This window comes from Komagataeibacter ossonobensis, from assembly GCF_057359305.1.
The window spans coordinates 1-15,141 of the sequence record NZ_JBXAYQ010000058.1 but is presented as its reverse complement, the minus strand read 5'-3'; the positions used below and the strand labels follow the sequence as shown (position 1 = coordinate 15,141).

Annotated in this window: 16 protein-coding genes; 10 read left to right on the top strand and 6 right to left on the bottom strand. The window is 59.9% G+C overall.

Annotated elements, in window-relative coordinates; translation table 11 throughout:
• The 6 genes from AC1RQ9_RS17305 to AC1RQ9_RS17280 form a co-directional block, all read left to right on the top strand.
• The coding region (locus AC1RQ9_RS17305; RefSeq protein ID WP_485987934.1) for an MSMEG_0567/Sll0786 family nitrogen starvation N-acetyltransferase at positions 1-211 on the top strand (211 nt) is incomplete at its 5' end.
• The gene (locus AC1RQ9_RS17300; RefSeq protein WP_197461670.1) at positions 208-1,182 is read left to right on the top strand and encodes a sll0787 family AIR synthase-like protein; all 975 of its coding nucleotides are present in this window, start codon (positions 208-210) and stop codon (positions 1,180-1,182) included. The genes AC1RQ9_RS17305 and AC1RQ9_RS17300, both read left to right, overlap by 4 nt.
• Positions 1,179-2,357 carry an MSMEG_0565 family glycosyltransferase gene (locus AC1RQ9_RS17295; RefSeq protein ID WP_159264434.1) on the top strand — a complete coding sequence of 393 codons (1,179 nt, stop codon included), beginning with the start codon at positions 1,179-1,181 and terminating at the stop codon, positions 2,355-2,357. The genes AC1RQ9_RS17300 and AC1RQ9_RS17295 overlap by 4 nt, the downstream gene beginning before the upstream one ends.
• Positions 2,345-2,632, top strand: a complete 288-nt coding sequence (locus AC1RQ9_RS17290; RefSeq protein WP_130732860.1) for an MSMEG_0570 family nitrogen starvation response protein — start codon at positions 2,345-2,347, stop codon at positions 2,630-2,632. Before AC1RQ9_RS17295 ends, AC1RQ9_RS17290 begins: the two co-directional genes overlap by 13 nt.
• A 16-nt stretch (positions 2,633-2,648) precedes the next feature.
• Entirely contained in the window at positions 2,649-3,896 is a 1,248-nt protein-coding gene (locus AC1RQ9_RS17285; protein WP_159264435.1) for an MSMEG_0569 family flavin-dependent oxidoreductase, read from the top strand.
• Between the two features lie 15 nt (positions 3,897-3,911).
• Complete coding sequence (locus AC1RQ9_RS17280) at positions 3,912-5,684, top strand: AMP-binding protein (protein WP_159264436.1); 1,773 nt, start codon at positions 3,912-3,914, stop codon at positions 5,682-5,684.
• A 145-nt stretch (positions 5,685-5,829) separates the two neighbouring features.
• On the opposite strand, the gene AC1RQ9_RS17275 is transcribed toward AC1RQ9_RS17280, so the two are convergent.
• Both AC1RQ9_RS17275 and AC1RQ9_RS17270 read right to left on the bottom strand, forming a co-directional pair.
• On the bottom strand, positions 5,830-7,200 hold the full coding sequence (locus AC1RQ9_RS17275) for an NAD-dependent succinate-semialdehyde dehydrogenase (protein ID WP_159264438.1): 1,371 nt from the start codon (positions 7,198-7,200) through the stop codon (positions 5,830-5,832).
• Between the two features lie 16 nt (positions 7,201-7,216).
• Entirely contained in the window at positions 7,217-8,341 is a 1,125-nt protein-coding gene (locus AC1RQ9_RS17270; protein WP_159264440.1) for an alkene reductase, read from the bottom strand.
• Between the two features lie 115 nt (positions 8,342-8,456).
• On the opposite strand from AC1RQ9_RS17270, the gene AC1RQ9_RS17265 reads away from it, so the two are divergent.
• Positions 8,457-8,819, top strand: coding sequence for a winged helix-turn-helix transcriptional regulator (locus AC1RQ9_RS17265; protein ID WP_159264443.1), 363 nt, complete (start codon positions 8,457-8,459; stop codon positions 8,817-8,819).
• 267 nt (positions 8,820-9,086) lie between these two features.
• Here AC1RQ9_RS17265 and AC1RQ9_RS17260 read toward each other — a convergent pair whose 3' ends face one another.
• Together AC1RQ9_RS17260 and AC1RQ9_RS17255 are read right to left on the bottom strand one after the other, a co-directional pair.
• A complete protein-coding gene (locus tag AC1RQ9_RS17260) occupies positions 9,087-9,938 on the bottom strand; it encodes an alpha/beta hydrolase (RefSeq protein WP_159264343.1) in 852 nt (283 codons plus the stop codon).
• Between the two features lie 134 nt (positions 9,939-10,072).
• Positions 10,073-10,834: an SDR family NAD(P)-dependent oxidoreductase gene (locus AC1RQ9_RS17255; RefSeq protein WP_159264345.1), complete on the bottom strand. Its 762-nt coding sequence runs from the start codon at positions 10,832-10,834 to the stop codon at positions 10,073-10,075.
• 101 nt (positions 10,835-10,935) lie between these two features.
• Between AC1RQ9_RS17255 and AC1RQ9_RS17250 the strand changes: the two genes are divergently transcribed.
• Positions 10,936-11,838: a LysR family transcriptional regulator gene (locus AC1RQ9_RS17250; RefSeq protein WP_159264346.1), complete on the top strand. Its 903-nt coding sequence runs from the start codon at positions 10,936-10,938 to the stop codon at positions 11,836-11,838.
• Positions 11,839-11,844: 6 nt separating this feature from the next.
• Here the strand turns inward: AC1RQ9_RS17250 and AC1RQ9_RS17245 are convergent, their stop codons facing one another.
• Positions 11,845-12,786 carry an AEC family transporter gene (locus AC1RQ9_RS17245; RefSeq protein ID WP_159264348.1) on the bottom strand — a complete coding sequence of 314 codons (942 nt, stop codon included), beginning with the start codon at positions 12,784-12,786 and terminating at the stop codon, positions 11,845-11,847.
• 81 nt (positions 12,787-12,867) lie between these two features.
• On the opposite strand from AC1RQ9_RS17245, the gene AC1RQ9_RS17240 reads away from it, so the two are divergent.
• Positions 12,868-13,773 (top strand): LysR family transcriptional regulator, encoded by a 906-nt coding sequence (locus AC1RQ9_RS17240; protein WP_217420398.1) that lies wholly within the window; start codon positions 12,868-12,870, stop codon positions 13,771-13,773.
• 59 nt (positions 13,774-13,832) lie between these two features.
• Here AC1RQ9_RS17240 and AC1RQ9_RS17235 read toward each other — a convergent pair whose 3' ends face one another.
• Complete coding sequence (locus AC1RQ9_RS17235) at positions 13,833-14,462, bottom strand: LysE family translocator (RefSeq protein WP_159264352.1); 630 nt, start codon at positions 14,460-14,462, stop codon at positions 13,833-13,835.
• A 197-nt stretch (positions 14,463-14,659) separates the two neighbouring features.
• On the opposite strand from AC1RQ9_RS17235, the gene AC1RQ9_RS17230 reads away from it, so the two are divergent.
• Positions 14,660-15,112 (top strand): Lrp/AsnC family transcriptional regulator, encoded by a 453-nt coding sequence (locus tag AC1RQ9_RS17230; RefSeq protein ID WP_159264354.1) that lies wholly within the window; start codon positions 14,660-14,662, stop codon positions 15,110-15,112.
• The last annotated feature ends 29 nt before the right edge of the window (positions 15,113-15,141 follow it).

Below are 15,141 nucleotides of genomic sequence, written 5' to 3'. Positions count from 1 at the left end.
GCACGGGCTTGGGGCCACGCGGTTCCTGGCCCAGGTACAGGAACAGAACGTGCTGTTCTTCCGTCGCCTGTACTGGAAAAGCCTTGGAGCCATGACCCTGCATGGGCTGCCACATCACGACATGCAGGCCGACCTCTCACGCTATCCGGCGCATGGTCAGGATCAGACCTGGCTGCTGCGCCCGCAGCCCCGTAACCGGCAGGTGGCATGATGGCACACGAACTGACGACACTGCTGCGCACGCTTCGACACGGTCGGGCCCTTGCGGGCAAGCAGGATATTGCCGAAACCGTCGCAATTCTTGGTCGGGACACAAGCGATGGTATCCGCCTAGGAGATGACTGCGCCGCCATACCGGATGGCGATGGCTATCTCCTGCTGGCCAGCGAGGGGTTTCAGGACAGCTTTGTCCGCTCAATGCCGTGGTTTGCCGGGTATTGCGGCGTGATGGTCAATATCAGTGACATCGCGGCGATGGGCGGTCGCCCTGTAGCTGTAGTGGACGCGCTGTGGAGCGATACGTCCGAGGCGGCCGCGTCCATTCTGACTGGTCTGCATGAAGGTGCGCGCACCTATGGCGTGCCGGTTGTCGGCGGCCATACCAACATGCGCAGCACCCATAATTCGCTGTCAGTCGCGATCCTTGGCCGTGCCCGTCATCTGCTGACCAGTTTCGATGCCCGACCGGGCGAAGTCCTGATCGCCGCCATCGACCTGCGCGGCCGCTGGCACGACCCGCACCCGTTCTGGGATGCCAGTTCCGCACTGTGTCATACTGAGGGGGCGGCACGCCTTCGAGATGATCTCGATCTCTTGCCCGGCATTGCCGAGGACGGGTTGAGCCGCGCTGCCAAGGATATCAGCATGGCCGGACTGCTGGGCACCGCGCTCATGCTGGCCGAATGTTCGGGTATCGGCATGACCATCACGCTCGATGACATTCCACGTCCCGACGATGCACCAATGGAACGCTGGCTGTCCGCATTCCCCAGCTATGGCTATCTGCTGACAGCCCGGCCCGAGGATGCCCGGGCAATTATCGCACGTTTTCAGGCACGCGGGATCACTGCCGCCATCATCGGACAGTGCGATATGACACGACGCCTTGATATCATATGGGACGGGGAGAAAGAAACCTTCTGGGATCTCGCCCGGACGCCGCTCATGGGGTTTGTGTCATGAGTCTGTCCATTGGCATCCTGACCCATTCGACCAATCCGCGCGGTGGTGTGGTGCACGGCATGGCGCTGGCGGAAGCCCTGTGTGACGCGGGCCATGACGCAACGCTGATTGCGCCGGACGTGACAGGGGCCGGTTTCTTCCGCACGCCCCGCTGCGCCACAAACTGCATCCCGGCCGTGCCTGAGACCGACCTGCCAACGCTGGTGGAACGCCGCATTGGCGAGATCAGGGACGCCCTGCGTGGGCAGCATTTTGACGTGCTGCATGCGCAGGACCCGATCAGCGCCAATGCACTGGCCGAACTGGTGGAAGAGGGACGGATACCGGGCTTTGCCCGCACGGTCCACCATCTTGACCATTTCACGCACCCGGTCCTTGCCGCGCGGCAGGAACGGGGGATCAGGGCGGCGGCCGAACTGTTTACCGTCAGCACAATGTGGGAAGATGTCCTGCGCAACGACCATGGCCGCGAAGCCCCGGTCGTGGGCAACGGGGTTGATCCCGTGCGCTTTTCGCCCGTAGAAACCGCGCACGATGCCACGTTGCGGGCGCGGTATCATCTGCCTGCGGGCCAGCGCCTGATCCTGTCCGTGGGCGGGATCGAGCGGCGCAAGAACACGTTGCAACTGCTCGACGCATTTCTGGCCCTTCGCCGCGAGCGGCCTGATGTGCATCTGGTGGTAGCAGGCGGGGCCTCGCTGCTGGATCATTCCACCTACCGCACCCGGTTCATGGCGCGTCTGCGCGAAAGCGGTGCGGCCGATCATGTCACCATTACCGGGCCGGTTGCGGATGAGGACATGCCTTCATTCTACCGGCAGGCGGACGTGCTGGCCTATCCATCCGTAACCGAAGGGTTCGGGCTGTGCCCGCTGGAAGCCCTGGCCTGCGGCACGCCTGTTATTGTGCCGGCAATCACACCTTTCACGGAGCATTTTTCGGCAACGGATGCGCTGTGGTGCCAACCGGCGCGCCCCGACACCTTGTTCATGGCGTTGCGCGACGCCCTGCGCGTCGAAAGCCGTGACCATTTCCGGGCTAGCGGCCCCGCAGCGGCCCGCCGTTTCGACTGGAGCCACGTCGCCAGTCGGCACCTCCCCGCATATCGGTGTCTGGCAACGCGGTCGCGCACTGATGCCATTGCTTCAGGAGCTCTTTCACCATGCCCGAAATGACCTTTCGTGTGCGCTGGCCCGATGGGAAGGAGACTGACTGTTACTCCCCGTCGCTGGTCATAAGGGACCACTTCACGCCCGGTCAGGATTATCCGGTCCGGGAGTTTCTTGAAAAGGCGGACACCGCCCTGACGGACGCCAGCGAGCGGGTTCGCGCCCGCTACGGCTTCCCATGCAGCCGCGCCCTTGGCCAGCTTCAGGCCATAAGGCAGGCCGGTGCGCCTTTTCTGAACCAGTCCGACGCGCAGGTGCGCGTCCTGTCTTTCAGTTATTGAAACGAAAAGAACGACCATGACACAGAACGAGAAAAGCATCCCCGTTATCATCGTGGGCGGCGGACAGGCCGGGCTCTCCATGAGCTGGTATCTCTGCCGCGAGAAAGTGGAGCACATCGTCTTTGAGGCAAAGACGGCCTGCCATTCGTGGGACGATGAACGCTGGGACAATTTTTGCCTGGTCACACCCAACTGGCAGTGCGAACTTCCCGGTCATCCCTACAAGGGGAAAGACCCGCACGGCTTCATGGTGAAGCAGGAAATTATTGACTACGTGAAGGGCTTTGTCGCCTCCTTCAATCCGCCCCTGCGCGAGCACACAGCCGTTACCTCCATCACCCGCCATGAAGGTGGTGGCTATCGCGTGGTGGCAGGTGGTGAGACGTGGCACGCGAAGCATGTGGTCATCGCATCGGGCGCGTATCAGGATGCGGTGATCCCCGGTTACGCCAGCGCGATCGACCCTGCCATCCATCAGGTTCACTCGCAGGATTACCGCAACGCGGCCCAGCTGCCTGAAGGGGCTGTGCTGGTCGTGGGCAGCGGCCAGTCCGGCGCGCAGATTGTCGAGGACCTGTTCCTTGAAAAACGCAAGGTCCACCTTTGCGTCGGCTCCGCCCCGCGCGTCTCGCGCTTCTACCGTGGCCGCGACGTGGTGGACTGGCTTGCGGACATGCATTTCTATGATCTGACGGTGGATAATCACCCCCTGCGTGACGGCGCACGCGACAAGACCAATCATTACGTCACGGGCCGAAATGGAGGCCATGATCTTGATCTGCGGCTCTTTGCCAAGGAGGGCGTGGGCCTGCATGGCACGCTTGAGACCATTCGTGACGAAATCGCGCACTTCGCGCCGGATCTTGCGGAAAACCTTGATGATGCGGACAAGACCAATGCCGATATCAAGAAATCCATTGACGCCTACATTGCTCGTGAAGGGATTAGTGCTCCCACCGAAGCGCCCTATGTACCCGTCTGGGAGCCCGATGGTAGCAACGCGCCACTGGACCTGAAGGCCGCGGGCATCACCTCGATCGTCTGGTGCATTGGCTTCCGACCGAACTATCGCTGGATTGACGTGCCGGTCTTCAACGGGGCCAACAAGCCGGTCTGGCATCGCGGCGTGACCGACGCGCCGGGATTCTACTTCCTCGGCCTGCCGTGGCTGCACACATGGGGATCGGGACGGTTCTCCGGTGTCTCGCGTGATGCGGCGTGGCTGGCCAGCCAGATCACCGGCAAAGACGTGCCCGTAGCCTGAACGGAGGTAAGCGCCATGCTTCCATGGACCACATATGAAGTGATGTATGACTCAGCCCTGAACCAGCCTGAGACATTCTGGCTGGATGCGGCACAGCGCGTCACATGGAAGCATCCGCCAGTGACCGCATGCAGGGCACGGGCGGATGGCTGGCATGACTGGTTTCCTGACGCCACGCTCAACACCTGCCACAATGCCGTGGACCGGCATGTTGAAAATGGTCGCGGCGGACAGACCGCCCTGATCTGGCATTCCTGCGCCACCAGGGAACGGAAGGTGGTAACTTACCGGGAACTCCAGGGTAGGGTAGCCGGGTTTGCCGGTAGTCTGCGCTCGCTCGGGGTGGAAAAAGGCGACCGTGTCCTGATCGTCATGCCGACCATGATCGAAACGACTATTGCCATGCTGGCCTGTGCGCGGATCGGTGCCGTACATGTCGTGGTTTTTGCGGGTTATGCCGGGCCTGAACTGGCGCGCCGGATTGATGACGTGGCGCCGAAAGTCATCATCACCGCCAGTTGCAGCTTTCAGGGGCAAACACCCGTTCCATCCGTACCTGCCCTGAATGAGGCGCTGGCCAAAACAGCGCATAGACCGCAGGCCTGCGTGATCGTGCAGCGCAAAGTCTGTCCGGCCTCACTTCTGCCGGTGCGGGATCATGATTTCCATATGCTGGAACTCTCCGCGCCAGCAGAGCCGGCCCTGCTGCGTTCCGAAGATCCTCTCTATATTCTTCACACATCTGGCACGTCAGGTCATGCGAAAGGTATTGTGCGTGACAATGGCGGTCATGCCGTAGCCCTCGCGCTGTCAATGGAACTTATCTATGGCTGTAAACCCGGCGATACTTTCTTCACCACATCGGATCTGGGCTGGGTCGTCGGCCATTCCTATGGCGTCTATGCGCCGCTGATTAGCGGTTGCACCAGCGTAATCGTGGAAGGGGGCGCATCTGCTTCCGTCATTCACGCGCTCTGTCATGAGCACGCGGTGAAATGCCTGTTCACGACGCCAACACAGATGCGACTCATGCGACAGGAAAGCCGTCATCTGTCAGGAGCGATCCTGCCCGCACTGGCCCGCATTTTCGTGGCCGGGGAGTATGCAGACCCGACCCTGCTGGACTGGGCGCGGTCTCATTTTCGCAAACCCGTGGTCAATCACTGGTGGCAGACCGAAACCGGGTGGAGCATCACAGCCCATTTCTTTGGCCTGCCCGAGCGCGAGCCGGTCTCGCTTATGAATGACATTGGGCGGCCCGCACCGGGATTTCGCCCGGCCATCGTGCCGTCCATGCCGGGTGAACAGTGCGGGGAGATTGTCCTGTCCCTACCGCTGCCACCCGGCTGCCTGGCTGGCGTATGGAAGGATGGAGCGATCCATGTTCCCACAGCTTACCTGGACGAGACCGGCCAGTATTATCGTACCTTCGACGAAGGCATGATCGAGGCCAGCCGCGCCGTGCATATGCTCGGGCGTTCCGATGATGTCATCAAGGTCGCAGGACGGCGGATTTCCGGCGTGCAGGTCGAAAAGATCATCGCCACCCATCCAGCCGTTCATGCGTGTGCCGTAGTTGCAATTCCGGACGAACTGCGAGGGCAGCGACCTGTCGCTTATGTGGTTCCAGATCCCGAAGCGGAATGCGCGCCTTCTTCCGAGGAAATCGTTGCGCGGGTCAACGAAGTCCTCGGGCGCTGGATTGGCCTGAAAGAAGTCCGCTTCGTCAGGCATCTGCCGACCACCGTATCAGGAAAGATCACGCGGAAACGCCTGCTGGTCTCTTGACGTGAGCAGTATCGTAACGGGCTAGAGGGCCTTCTCATGCCGGAACATGCGGTGTGGTTGGATCAACCGGGTCGGCTCTGGGTTCGGAATCTCTCTTTCTGCCCCGGACTGGATTTTATCCGGGGCAGAAAACACACATCCCCTATCAGGCGACACGGATCAGCTTACGGTTGATGAACTCCTCAATACCCAGGAAGGACAGTTCGCGGCCAAAGCCCGAATTCTTGATCCCGCCAAAGGGCAGTTCGGGTGCTGCGGCCGTGGCCGTGTTGATGAACATCATGCCGGTCTCGACCGCTTCGGCCACCCGTTCCGCCCGGCCAAGGTCGCGGGAGAACACAGAACCGCCGAGGCCATAGGGGGAATCGTTGGCCAGTTCGATGGCCTCATGTTCGGATGCGACCTTGTGCACGACGGCAACGGGGCCGAAAATCTCCTGATAGAAGACCGGGTTGTCCTTTGACACGTTGGTCAGGATGGTCGGCTCCATGAAGAAGCCCGTCCGCTCCATCCGCTTGCCCCCGGCCTCCAGCGTCGCCCCTGCCTTGACCGCTTCTTCGGTCTGCGCCAGTGCGGTGTCGAGTGCCTTCCTGCTGCTCATCGGACCATGGGTGGTACCCTCGGCCAGCGGGTCGCCGATGCGGAACTGCGTGATAGCTTTCTTCAGCCCCGCGAGGAAAGCGTCATAGACCTTTTCATGCACGATCATTCGTTTGGCCGCCGTGCAGACCTGCCCGTTATTGGCGAAGCGCCCCCACGTTGCCCATTTGACGGCGAGTTCAAGGTCCGCATCATCCAGCACGATGAAGGCGTCGCTGCCGCCAAGCTCCATCGTGTCCTTCTTCAGCGCCGCACCCGCTTCGGCCGCGACCGTCTGGCCCGCGCGTTCGCTGCCCGTCAGGGCGACGCCACGGATGCGGACATCCTTGATCAGTTCAGCGGACTGGTCATTGTCGAGGAAGATGTTGGTATAGACGCCGACAGGCGCACCTGCATCGTGGAACAGCTTTTCAAAGGCCAGCGCGCATTGCGGCACGTTGGGCGCGTGCTTGGCGATGACCACGTTACCCGCCATCAGGTTCGGCCCCGCTACGCGAGCCAACTGATAGTAGGGGAAGTTCCATGGCTCGATGCAGTAGATCAGGCCAAGCGGCTGGTTGATGATCTTTGCGTGGCCTTCCTTGACCTTCAGATGCGTGGGGGCGAGGAATTCTGCCGCGCCATCGGCATAGAAGGACAGGATATCGGCGGTAATGTCGATTTCTTCCAGCGCGTCAGGCAGCGCCTTGCCCATTTCGGTCGCGATCAGGCGCGCATGCGCCACCCGGTCGCGGCGCAGCAGGGCGGCGGCCTTTGACATGATGACCTTGCGGGCTGCGATGTCGCGCTTTTTCCAGTCGGTCTTCCACACATGGTCCGCGCGATCCACAATCGCCTTCATCTGTGCGGCGGTATGCAGTTCAAACGTGCGTTCCACGGTTTCCGTGGTCGGGTTGAGGGTCTGGTAAAAACTCATTGGTCCGTTTCCCTGTTTATTGATTGTGGAAAGGATAGTCGGTGTAGCCATGTGCGCTGCCGCCATACATCGTCGCCGGGTCCAGCAGATTGAGCGGCCAGTTATGTTCCAGCCGCGCAGGCAGATCCGGATTGGCGATGAACTTCCGGCCAAAGCCGATCACGTCCGTCCATCCATGACCCAGCACATGCTGTGCCTTGTGCAGGTCGTACCGGCCTGCGCACAGAATGCGGCCGCCAAAGATGTCGCGCACGCTGGCGCGGAAGGCATCCGGCATTTCGGGCGCATTGTCCCAGTCAGCCTCGGCCAGCGAGACATAGGCGATGCCTGCCTCTGCCAGCACGCGCACGGCTTGCGTGTAGGTCTCCGCCGGGTTGTCTTCCAGCAGGCCGAGATACACGCGCTCTTCCGCGGTCGTGCCGAACAGCGGGGAAAACCGCACGCCCAGCCTGTCAGGCGTGACCACGGCGGAGACGGCCTCGACCACTTCACGCAGGAAGCGCAGGCGATTGGACAGACTACCGCCATAGGCATCGGTGCGGAAATTGGCCCGTTCGGATAGGAACTGGTTGATCAGGTAGCCATTGGCGGCGTGGATTTCCACTCCATCGAACCCGGCAGACAGCGCATTACGTGCTGCCTGTGCATACATCTCCACCATTGCATGGATTTCAGGAACGGTCAGCGCGCGCGGCATGTCGGGCGGCACCAGCTTTCCCGTGCCCGGCCCCGTGGGGATGAACACGTTGACACCTGTTGCGGCCACGGCGGACGGGGCGATCGGTGCCTCATGACCGGGCTGCAATGCCCGGTGGGACACGCGGCCAACATGCCACAACTGTGCGAAGATGGGTCGCCGCTTTGCGTGTACCGCATCGGTGACCAGTTTCCAGCCCGCGACCTGTTCAGGGGAGTAGATGCCCGGTGTCCAGGCATAGCCCTGTCCGCGGGGTTCGATCTGCGTGCCTTCGGTAATCAGGAAACCCGCCTGAGTGCGCTGCGCGTAATACTCGGCCATCAGCGCGTTGGGAATATCGCCGGGCTGGGTGCTGCGGCAGCGTGTCAGCGGTGGCAGGAAGATCCGGTTTTCAAGCGACAGGTCGCCCAGCCGCATAGGCCCGAATAAAGAAGATGAAGACATGATCAACCCTGTTTACAAATGCAGGCCATCCGTCCGGCCCGCATGTAAACATTGACCCAGCCAGCGGCGTGCGCAAGAACGCACATAAACCGCCACTAGTGTCAGGAATGATACCATGCCCCGCATCCGTCATACCACGCTGGCCTGCAGTCCCGGCTGCACGGTGGAAGCTACGCTCGAACTGTTTGGGGGTAAGTGGAAGGCGCTGATTCTGTACCACCTGTTCGAGGACGGGGTGCTGCGGTTCGGCGAACTGCGCCGCCGCCTGCCCAACGTCACACAGCGGATGCTGACCAATCAGTTGCGCGAACTCGAGGCGGACGGGCTGGTGTCACGCACCGTCTTCCCCGAGGTGCCCCCGCATGTGGAATACGCCCTGACCGATCTGGGAAAGACGCTGAAGCCGGTCATTCAGGCGCTCAAAACGTGGGGAGATCGCTATGCGCATTCTGTCCAGCGGAACAAAGCTGCTGATTGAGATTGGCTGCGAATATTTGCAGAAATCAAGGAGACGGCTGGCTTCATTTTCCTCGCGATGGAATAATCCATCATCAGACAGCCCGAGATTCCGGGAAATACGATATTTGATGATTATTCATCGCCGAAGTATTGATCGCCTTCAGGACGTGAGCAGACAGAGACTGGACATTGCCGGTTCATTCGGTCGCGACTTGGCTGATTGCCGCCATAAGAAATGCCTGATGGTGGGGGACGCGCTATTCCATATTCCGGAAAAAGCGCTGTTCTATTTCAAGGAAGCAGTCCTGATCGTGGCCTCCAGCCAAGCACTAATGCGGGTAATGACCTCTGCCTCAATGCCAAAATAGCCGTGTGGCGTAAGCGAACCACAGTTCTTTTCAGACCGGGTTGTACCGCCTGCCACCATTAACACGGTGACTTCACGACTGCCTGTCATGGCTGCGCCAATTCGCTTTGCGTCCTGTGGCGGGGCAACATTGCATCGGTCATCGCGATTGGCGACAACGAGAACAGGCGCCTGCACCTTCTCTGGATGGGCGCTGAAAACGGTTTCCCCGCTGACGCCCATAACGGATACCGATTCAGTCAGCACGACACCGGCAATATCCCCTGAAGCGGCATGGGCCGCGCCATTGACGGCTGCAATGGCGCCCTGGCTTGTACCAAGTAGAAAAACAGGCCCTGAGTCCTGTCTATGCACGAAAGCGATGATATCCTCGATAAGTTGGGCATAACGCGCGGAACTACGCTGCCCTCGAAGATTGCGGTGACCAACTGTGTCCGGAATGAGAACCGCATAGCCGCGCTTGTTCCATGCCTTGCGCGTTCGCACGACGAAGTTGTCACCATGCCGGATGCGCCCGTCCTGCCCGAGGCCGATGTCACCTATGCCGCCCGGGAACATGATGATCGTTGCCTGTGGCCGGGCCGGAGAACCGAAGACGGCCCTGATAGACCCGCCAGCATTGAGAGGGATATTCATGACACGTTCATTGATACCCGGATCTACGATATTGGCAGTGATCCCCGGGGCAATGTGGTCGCTGGCATAAGCCACTATTGGCAGGAGCGCGCAGGCAGTCACCACGATCATCGTGCAGTGCAGGTATTTTGACATGGGCCTATGGAGACTGGTTATGATCATCTCATCCTGTGTCCGGGCCCACTATCGCTCATCGCCCGAAGACCAGACGTGGTCTCCGAGGCGCTTCGTATATCACTGTGGCGTTCCATTTGTGGAATGGCCAGCCTTCAGATGGCCTGACCGCCGGAGACTTCGATCCGCTGCGCGTTGACCCAGCGATTATCCTCGGACAGGAGCGAGGCGATCATCGGGCCGATATCATCGGGAAGTCCGGGACGCCCAAGTGCGGTGATCTCCGCGATATGACGGGCAATGTCCGGATTGTCCCGCACCATGCCCCCCGAGAAATCCGTCTGGATGGCACCCGGCGCTACCGTATTGACGGCAATGCGGCGTGGGCCGAGTTCCTTGGCCATGTAGTGCGTCATGACTTCCACCGCACCCTTCATGGCCGCGTAGGCAACCCTGCCGGGATAGGCGAAGCGTGTCAGGCCCGATGAGATGTTCACGATCCGGCCACCATCCGCAATCAGCGGCAGCAGGGTCTGCGTCAGGAAGAACGGCCCTTTGGCGTGAACGCGGTAGGCGGCGTCGAAATCCTCTTCCGTCACTTCGCCAAACAGCCCCTCATGGGACGTGCCGGCCATGTTGACCAGATAATTGAAACGCTCTGCTCCCCATTCGCCCAGCACCCGCCGGACTTCGTCGGCAAAGGCAGGAAAGGCGTGCGTGTCACCGGTGTCAAGTTGCAGGGCCACCGCGCGGGCGCCGCTGCGCCGGACATTCTCAACCACCTCATCGGCTGCGGATCTGTTGGTGTGGTAGGTGAAGATGGACGAGACGCCGCGTCGGGCGAGGGCCTCAACGGTGGCGCGGCCCAGTCCACGGCTTCCGCCGGTGACGATGGCAATGGTGTTTGTTGCAGGCATAGGAATCTCCAACTGGTGAGGGACCAATCTTGGTCACACCATCGGCCGTTCGATAAGACAGCACTTTCGGTCAGCATTGTTTTGCGGCATGGAATAATCCCATGGACAGGCTTGCCACACTCGACCTCTTCGTCCGCATTGTTGACCGCAGCAGCTTCAGCGCCGCGGCAGCCGATTGCGGCGTCTCCCGCCCGGTTGCGACCGCTGCGATCAAGGCGCTGGAGCAAAGGCTCGGCACCCGACTGCTGCAACGCTCCACCCGCCACGTCAGGCCTACCGAGGAAGGCGCCGCCTATTATCGCCGGTGTGTGGCGATCCTGGCGGACCTTGAAGATGCCGATCGTGGTGCGAGTGGGGCTGTAGCCGGTCTGTTGCGCGCTGACGTCATTGGCCGTCTGGCGCGCATGATCCTGCTGCCAGCGCTGCCGGCCTTCCTTGCGCGCCATCCGGCGCTAACCGTTCATCTTGGCGAGGGCGAACGGTTTGTCGATCTGGTGCGCGAAGGGGTGGATTGCGTGGTCCGGACCGGAACCCTGCCGGATAGCGACATGATCGCCCGGCCGCTGGGCGTGATGGAAGAGGTGACGGTCGCCAGCCCGAACTATCTGGCGCGGCACGGAACGCCTGCCTCCCCCGACGATCTGCAGGGGCATCAGATGATCGGCTTCGTATCCTCACGCACCGGCCAGCCCCTGCCACTGGAGTTTACGCGCGGAGATGAAGTGATCGAGGTCTCGCTTCCCGCACGCCTGCTGGTCGGCGGCGTTGATACCTATGCCGAAGCGGCCAGGCTTGGCTTTGGCCTTGTGCAGGTTCCGCGCTATGGCTTTGAGGATGACCTTGCAAATGGCACACTGATTGAAGTCTTCCCTGATTTCCCACCCACGCCAACGCCGGTTTCTGTGCTTTATCCGAGCAACAGGCAGCTTTCCCCGCGTGTACGGGTGTTCGTGGATTGGTTGGTGGAAATTATTGGCCCGCGACTTCATCGACAATGCGCGTAAGCGTCCCTATGCGGGTGCAAAGGCGAGATAGAGCGAGATTGTTGCAATCGAGAACACGGTGGAGGCGAGGACGACACGTCCGGTAAGGGCAGCTTCCCGGTCATAGAATTCCGCCAGCATGAACGAGCCGGTTCCTGTCGGGAGTGCGGCAAGAAGCACGGCAATATGTGTCATTGCTGGCGGCAAATGCAGCACGGGCGCTGCGATGATCCATGTAACCAGAGGCTGGGCGATCAGCTTCAGGCCGACAAGAATGGCAGCAGTCGACGGGCGTGCAGACGCAGCACCGGCCGAATTTCCGGCAAGGAACAGACCGAGGGCGATCAGGGCGCAGGGGGATGCAGCCCCGCCGAGAAGCTTCAGGAAGGCATGAACCGGTTCCGGCAGGTGGCCACCGGATACCATGACAAGGCCACCAAGTGCTGGCGCCACCAGCAAAGGATTTTTCACCAGCGAAAAGAGCGTTTTCGCAACGATGTCGCGCGGTCGTGCTTCGGTCTGCAGTCCGGCCTCGATCAGAACAATCGCTATGACAAACAGCACACAGACCGTTACGATCGTGGCGATGAGCGTCGGCGCCATGCCGGTAACGCCGACAAGAGACAGGACAAGCGGGAAACCGACGAACCCTGTATTGGCATAGCTCGCGTTCAGTCCGTCAATGGCGGCATCGGCAAGATGATGTCCCGTCGACACCCGCCACCACAGCGTCCCGGCAAACACGATAAAACAGCCGAGCGTGAACGCCGCAATGAATCCCGGCTCCCACAGATCGGTCATTTTTGCATTCGCCACGATGTCGAATAGCACCGCGGGCAACGCAAGATAGACTACGAGCCGATTGACCTCGCGCGTGGCATTGGGACCCAGCGCACCCGATTTGCGTGCGATCCATCCGGTGAGGATGAGGGCAAAGATAGGCAGGACGATCAGCAGATTGTTCAGCATCAGGGATCTCGGGCGGTCAGCAAAAGCGTGACGCTACCGGACGCTATTGATATAATCCAATGCTCATATGGTTCACGATTAATGCTGTCAGGGTATCAGATGGACACGCGGCATATGCGGTATTTCATGGCTCTGGCGGAGACGCTTCATTTCGGTCGGGCCGCCGAGCGGATGAACATGAGCCAGCCGCCGTTCAGCCGCCAGATTGCGATGATCGAGCGCACGTTGGGCGTGAAGCTGTTTGAACGAAACTCGCGCAACGTGGCGCTGACCCCGGCCGGGGAACACTTCATGAAAGACTGCCGAAACGTGCTGGGGCAGTTTGAGGACGCCTGTCGTGATGTCAGGCTGGTCGCCAGCGGCATGAAAGGCGAGATGCGGTTTGGATTCATGATGCATGCCGCCCACAGTGTCGTGCCGCAACTCGTGCAGCTTTATGCAGAGGCGAGGCCGGACGTCCGCCTTGTGCTTGATGAACGCACGCCGACAGAAATCGATGAGATGCTGGTGGCTGGAACACTGGATGCCGCCGTAACATTTGACTGCGGATATGCGCCACACCTGCAGACCGTGCTGCTGGCCAGGGAACGGTTACGCATCATCATGCAAAAGGACCATCCCCTTGCCACGACCGGGCAGATTGGTCCTGAGGGACTCCGCGAGGAGAAGATCATCGCGGCACCTGCCGCGACGGCGCCGGCTCTGCGATCCGCGATCAACAGCTATTTTTCGGCCAGGGGAATTGTCCCGCATGTCGTGCTTGAACCGCGGTTGCAGCACACGATCATTCAGCTTGTTGCAAAAGGGTTGGGCGTAGCCCTCATCCCCGCATCGCTGTGTACCGAACTGGGGGCAGGGCTGATATCACGGGCTTTGACAGATGCGCCTCAACTTGACGTTGTCCTTCGCGCGCCGATCACTACAAAAAACCCCGCAGTCTCGACATTTATGGAAATCGGTAAATCGATACAACGGGCTTTACTCTAAATCCACGAAATCTATGCAGGAAACCAGTTTCCAATATCTTCGCTCTCCATATTCCATCGTCATGAATGAAGTAATTTTATGATGTCTTCCGATGCCAGACCCAGACCAAGCATAATCATGATCACTCCGGATATGTAGCCGGTCACGATGGATGCTCTGGGGCGGCTGCTTAATATTGTCCGCGCGCCAGATCCGACCATCAGATAGATGGATACGCAGTTTATTGTATGAATGATGCCCAAGATCCCGATCTTTAAAAAAATCGGCCATGATGAACCTGGATTTGTAAACTGGGGCAGAAGGGTGAGAAAAAACAGAAGAGCCTTTGGGTTCAGGCCACTGATGGCGAACCCTTTGGTAATCCAGCGTCGCGCACCAGTTTCCCGTTCATGTCCCTCTTTTGGCAAGGGAGGATGACGCAGCAGGGAAATGCCCAGTTTTATGAGATAGGCCGCGCCTGCAAATGTCAGAATGGTGATCGCAAGCGGCATGCTGGCGACAAGCGCACCGATACCGCCCGCGACTGTTCCGGTAATGGCGATATATCCCAGGAACAGACCGAACACAGCGGGAACGACTGCGGCATGATCACGTATTCCGGCAGAAATGACATACGCCCAGTCAGCACCAGGAGTTGCGGCAAGGAGGATGGAGATCGTCCAGAAGGCAAGAAGTGTATGCAAATTCATCGAAAATGCGTCGCTTTACAAGAAAACCCACAGGGATACCAAGGTGTTTTCATGGTCTCCGGTTACGCTCCGGATCGGATGGGAGAGATGGCAGGATAGCGCGGACCAGCGGGCATGGGGTTGCGTTTATGCCAATTGAACCATCAATATCTGGCATTCAATTGCGCTAGTGCACTCATTCCTGATATAAGATGCCAATGAAACTGGATGCGATCGATCGGCGTATTCTTCGTGTTCTTCAGGAAGATGGACGCTGCCCCAACAATGAGCTTGCCAGGCGCGTCGGGCTTTCTCCATCGCCATGCCTGCGCCGCGTGCGGCTGCTGGAAGAAAGTGGCGTCATCGAGGGGTATGTCGCCGTCGTTGATCCCGCGAAAGCTGGGTTTGGTGTGACGGCTTTTGTCAGGATATGGCTGACGGGAGAAGACGAGAGACAGTCCGAGCATTTCGTCGAGGAAATTGGGAAGCTTCTGCAGGTGACGGAAGCGCATGTCCTTGCGGGAGATTGTGATTTCCTGTTGCGCGTTGTTGCAGAAGACCTTCCAGGACTGAGACGTTTTCAGAGTGAACACCTTGCACGGATCAAAGGCGTGCGGAGTATGAAGACCGACATCCCTCTCCTGAAGGTCAAGAACGCAAGCTTTGCATAAGATATCTCACCCATCATGCTGGAGATGAT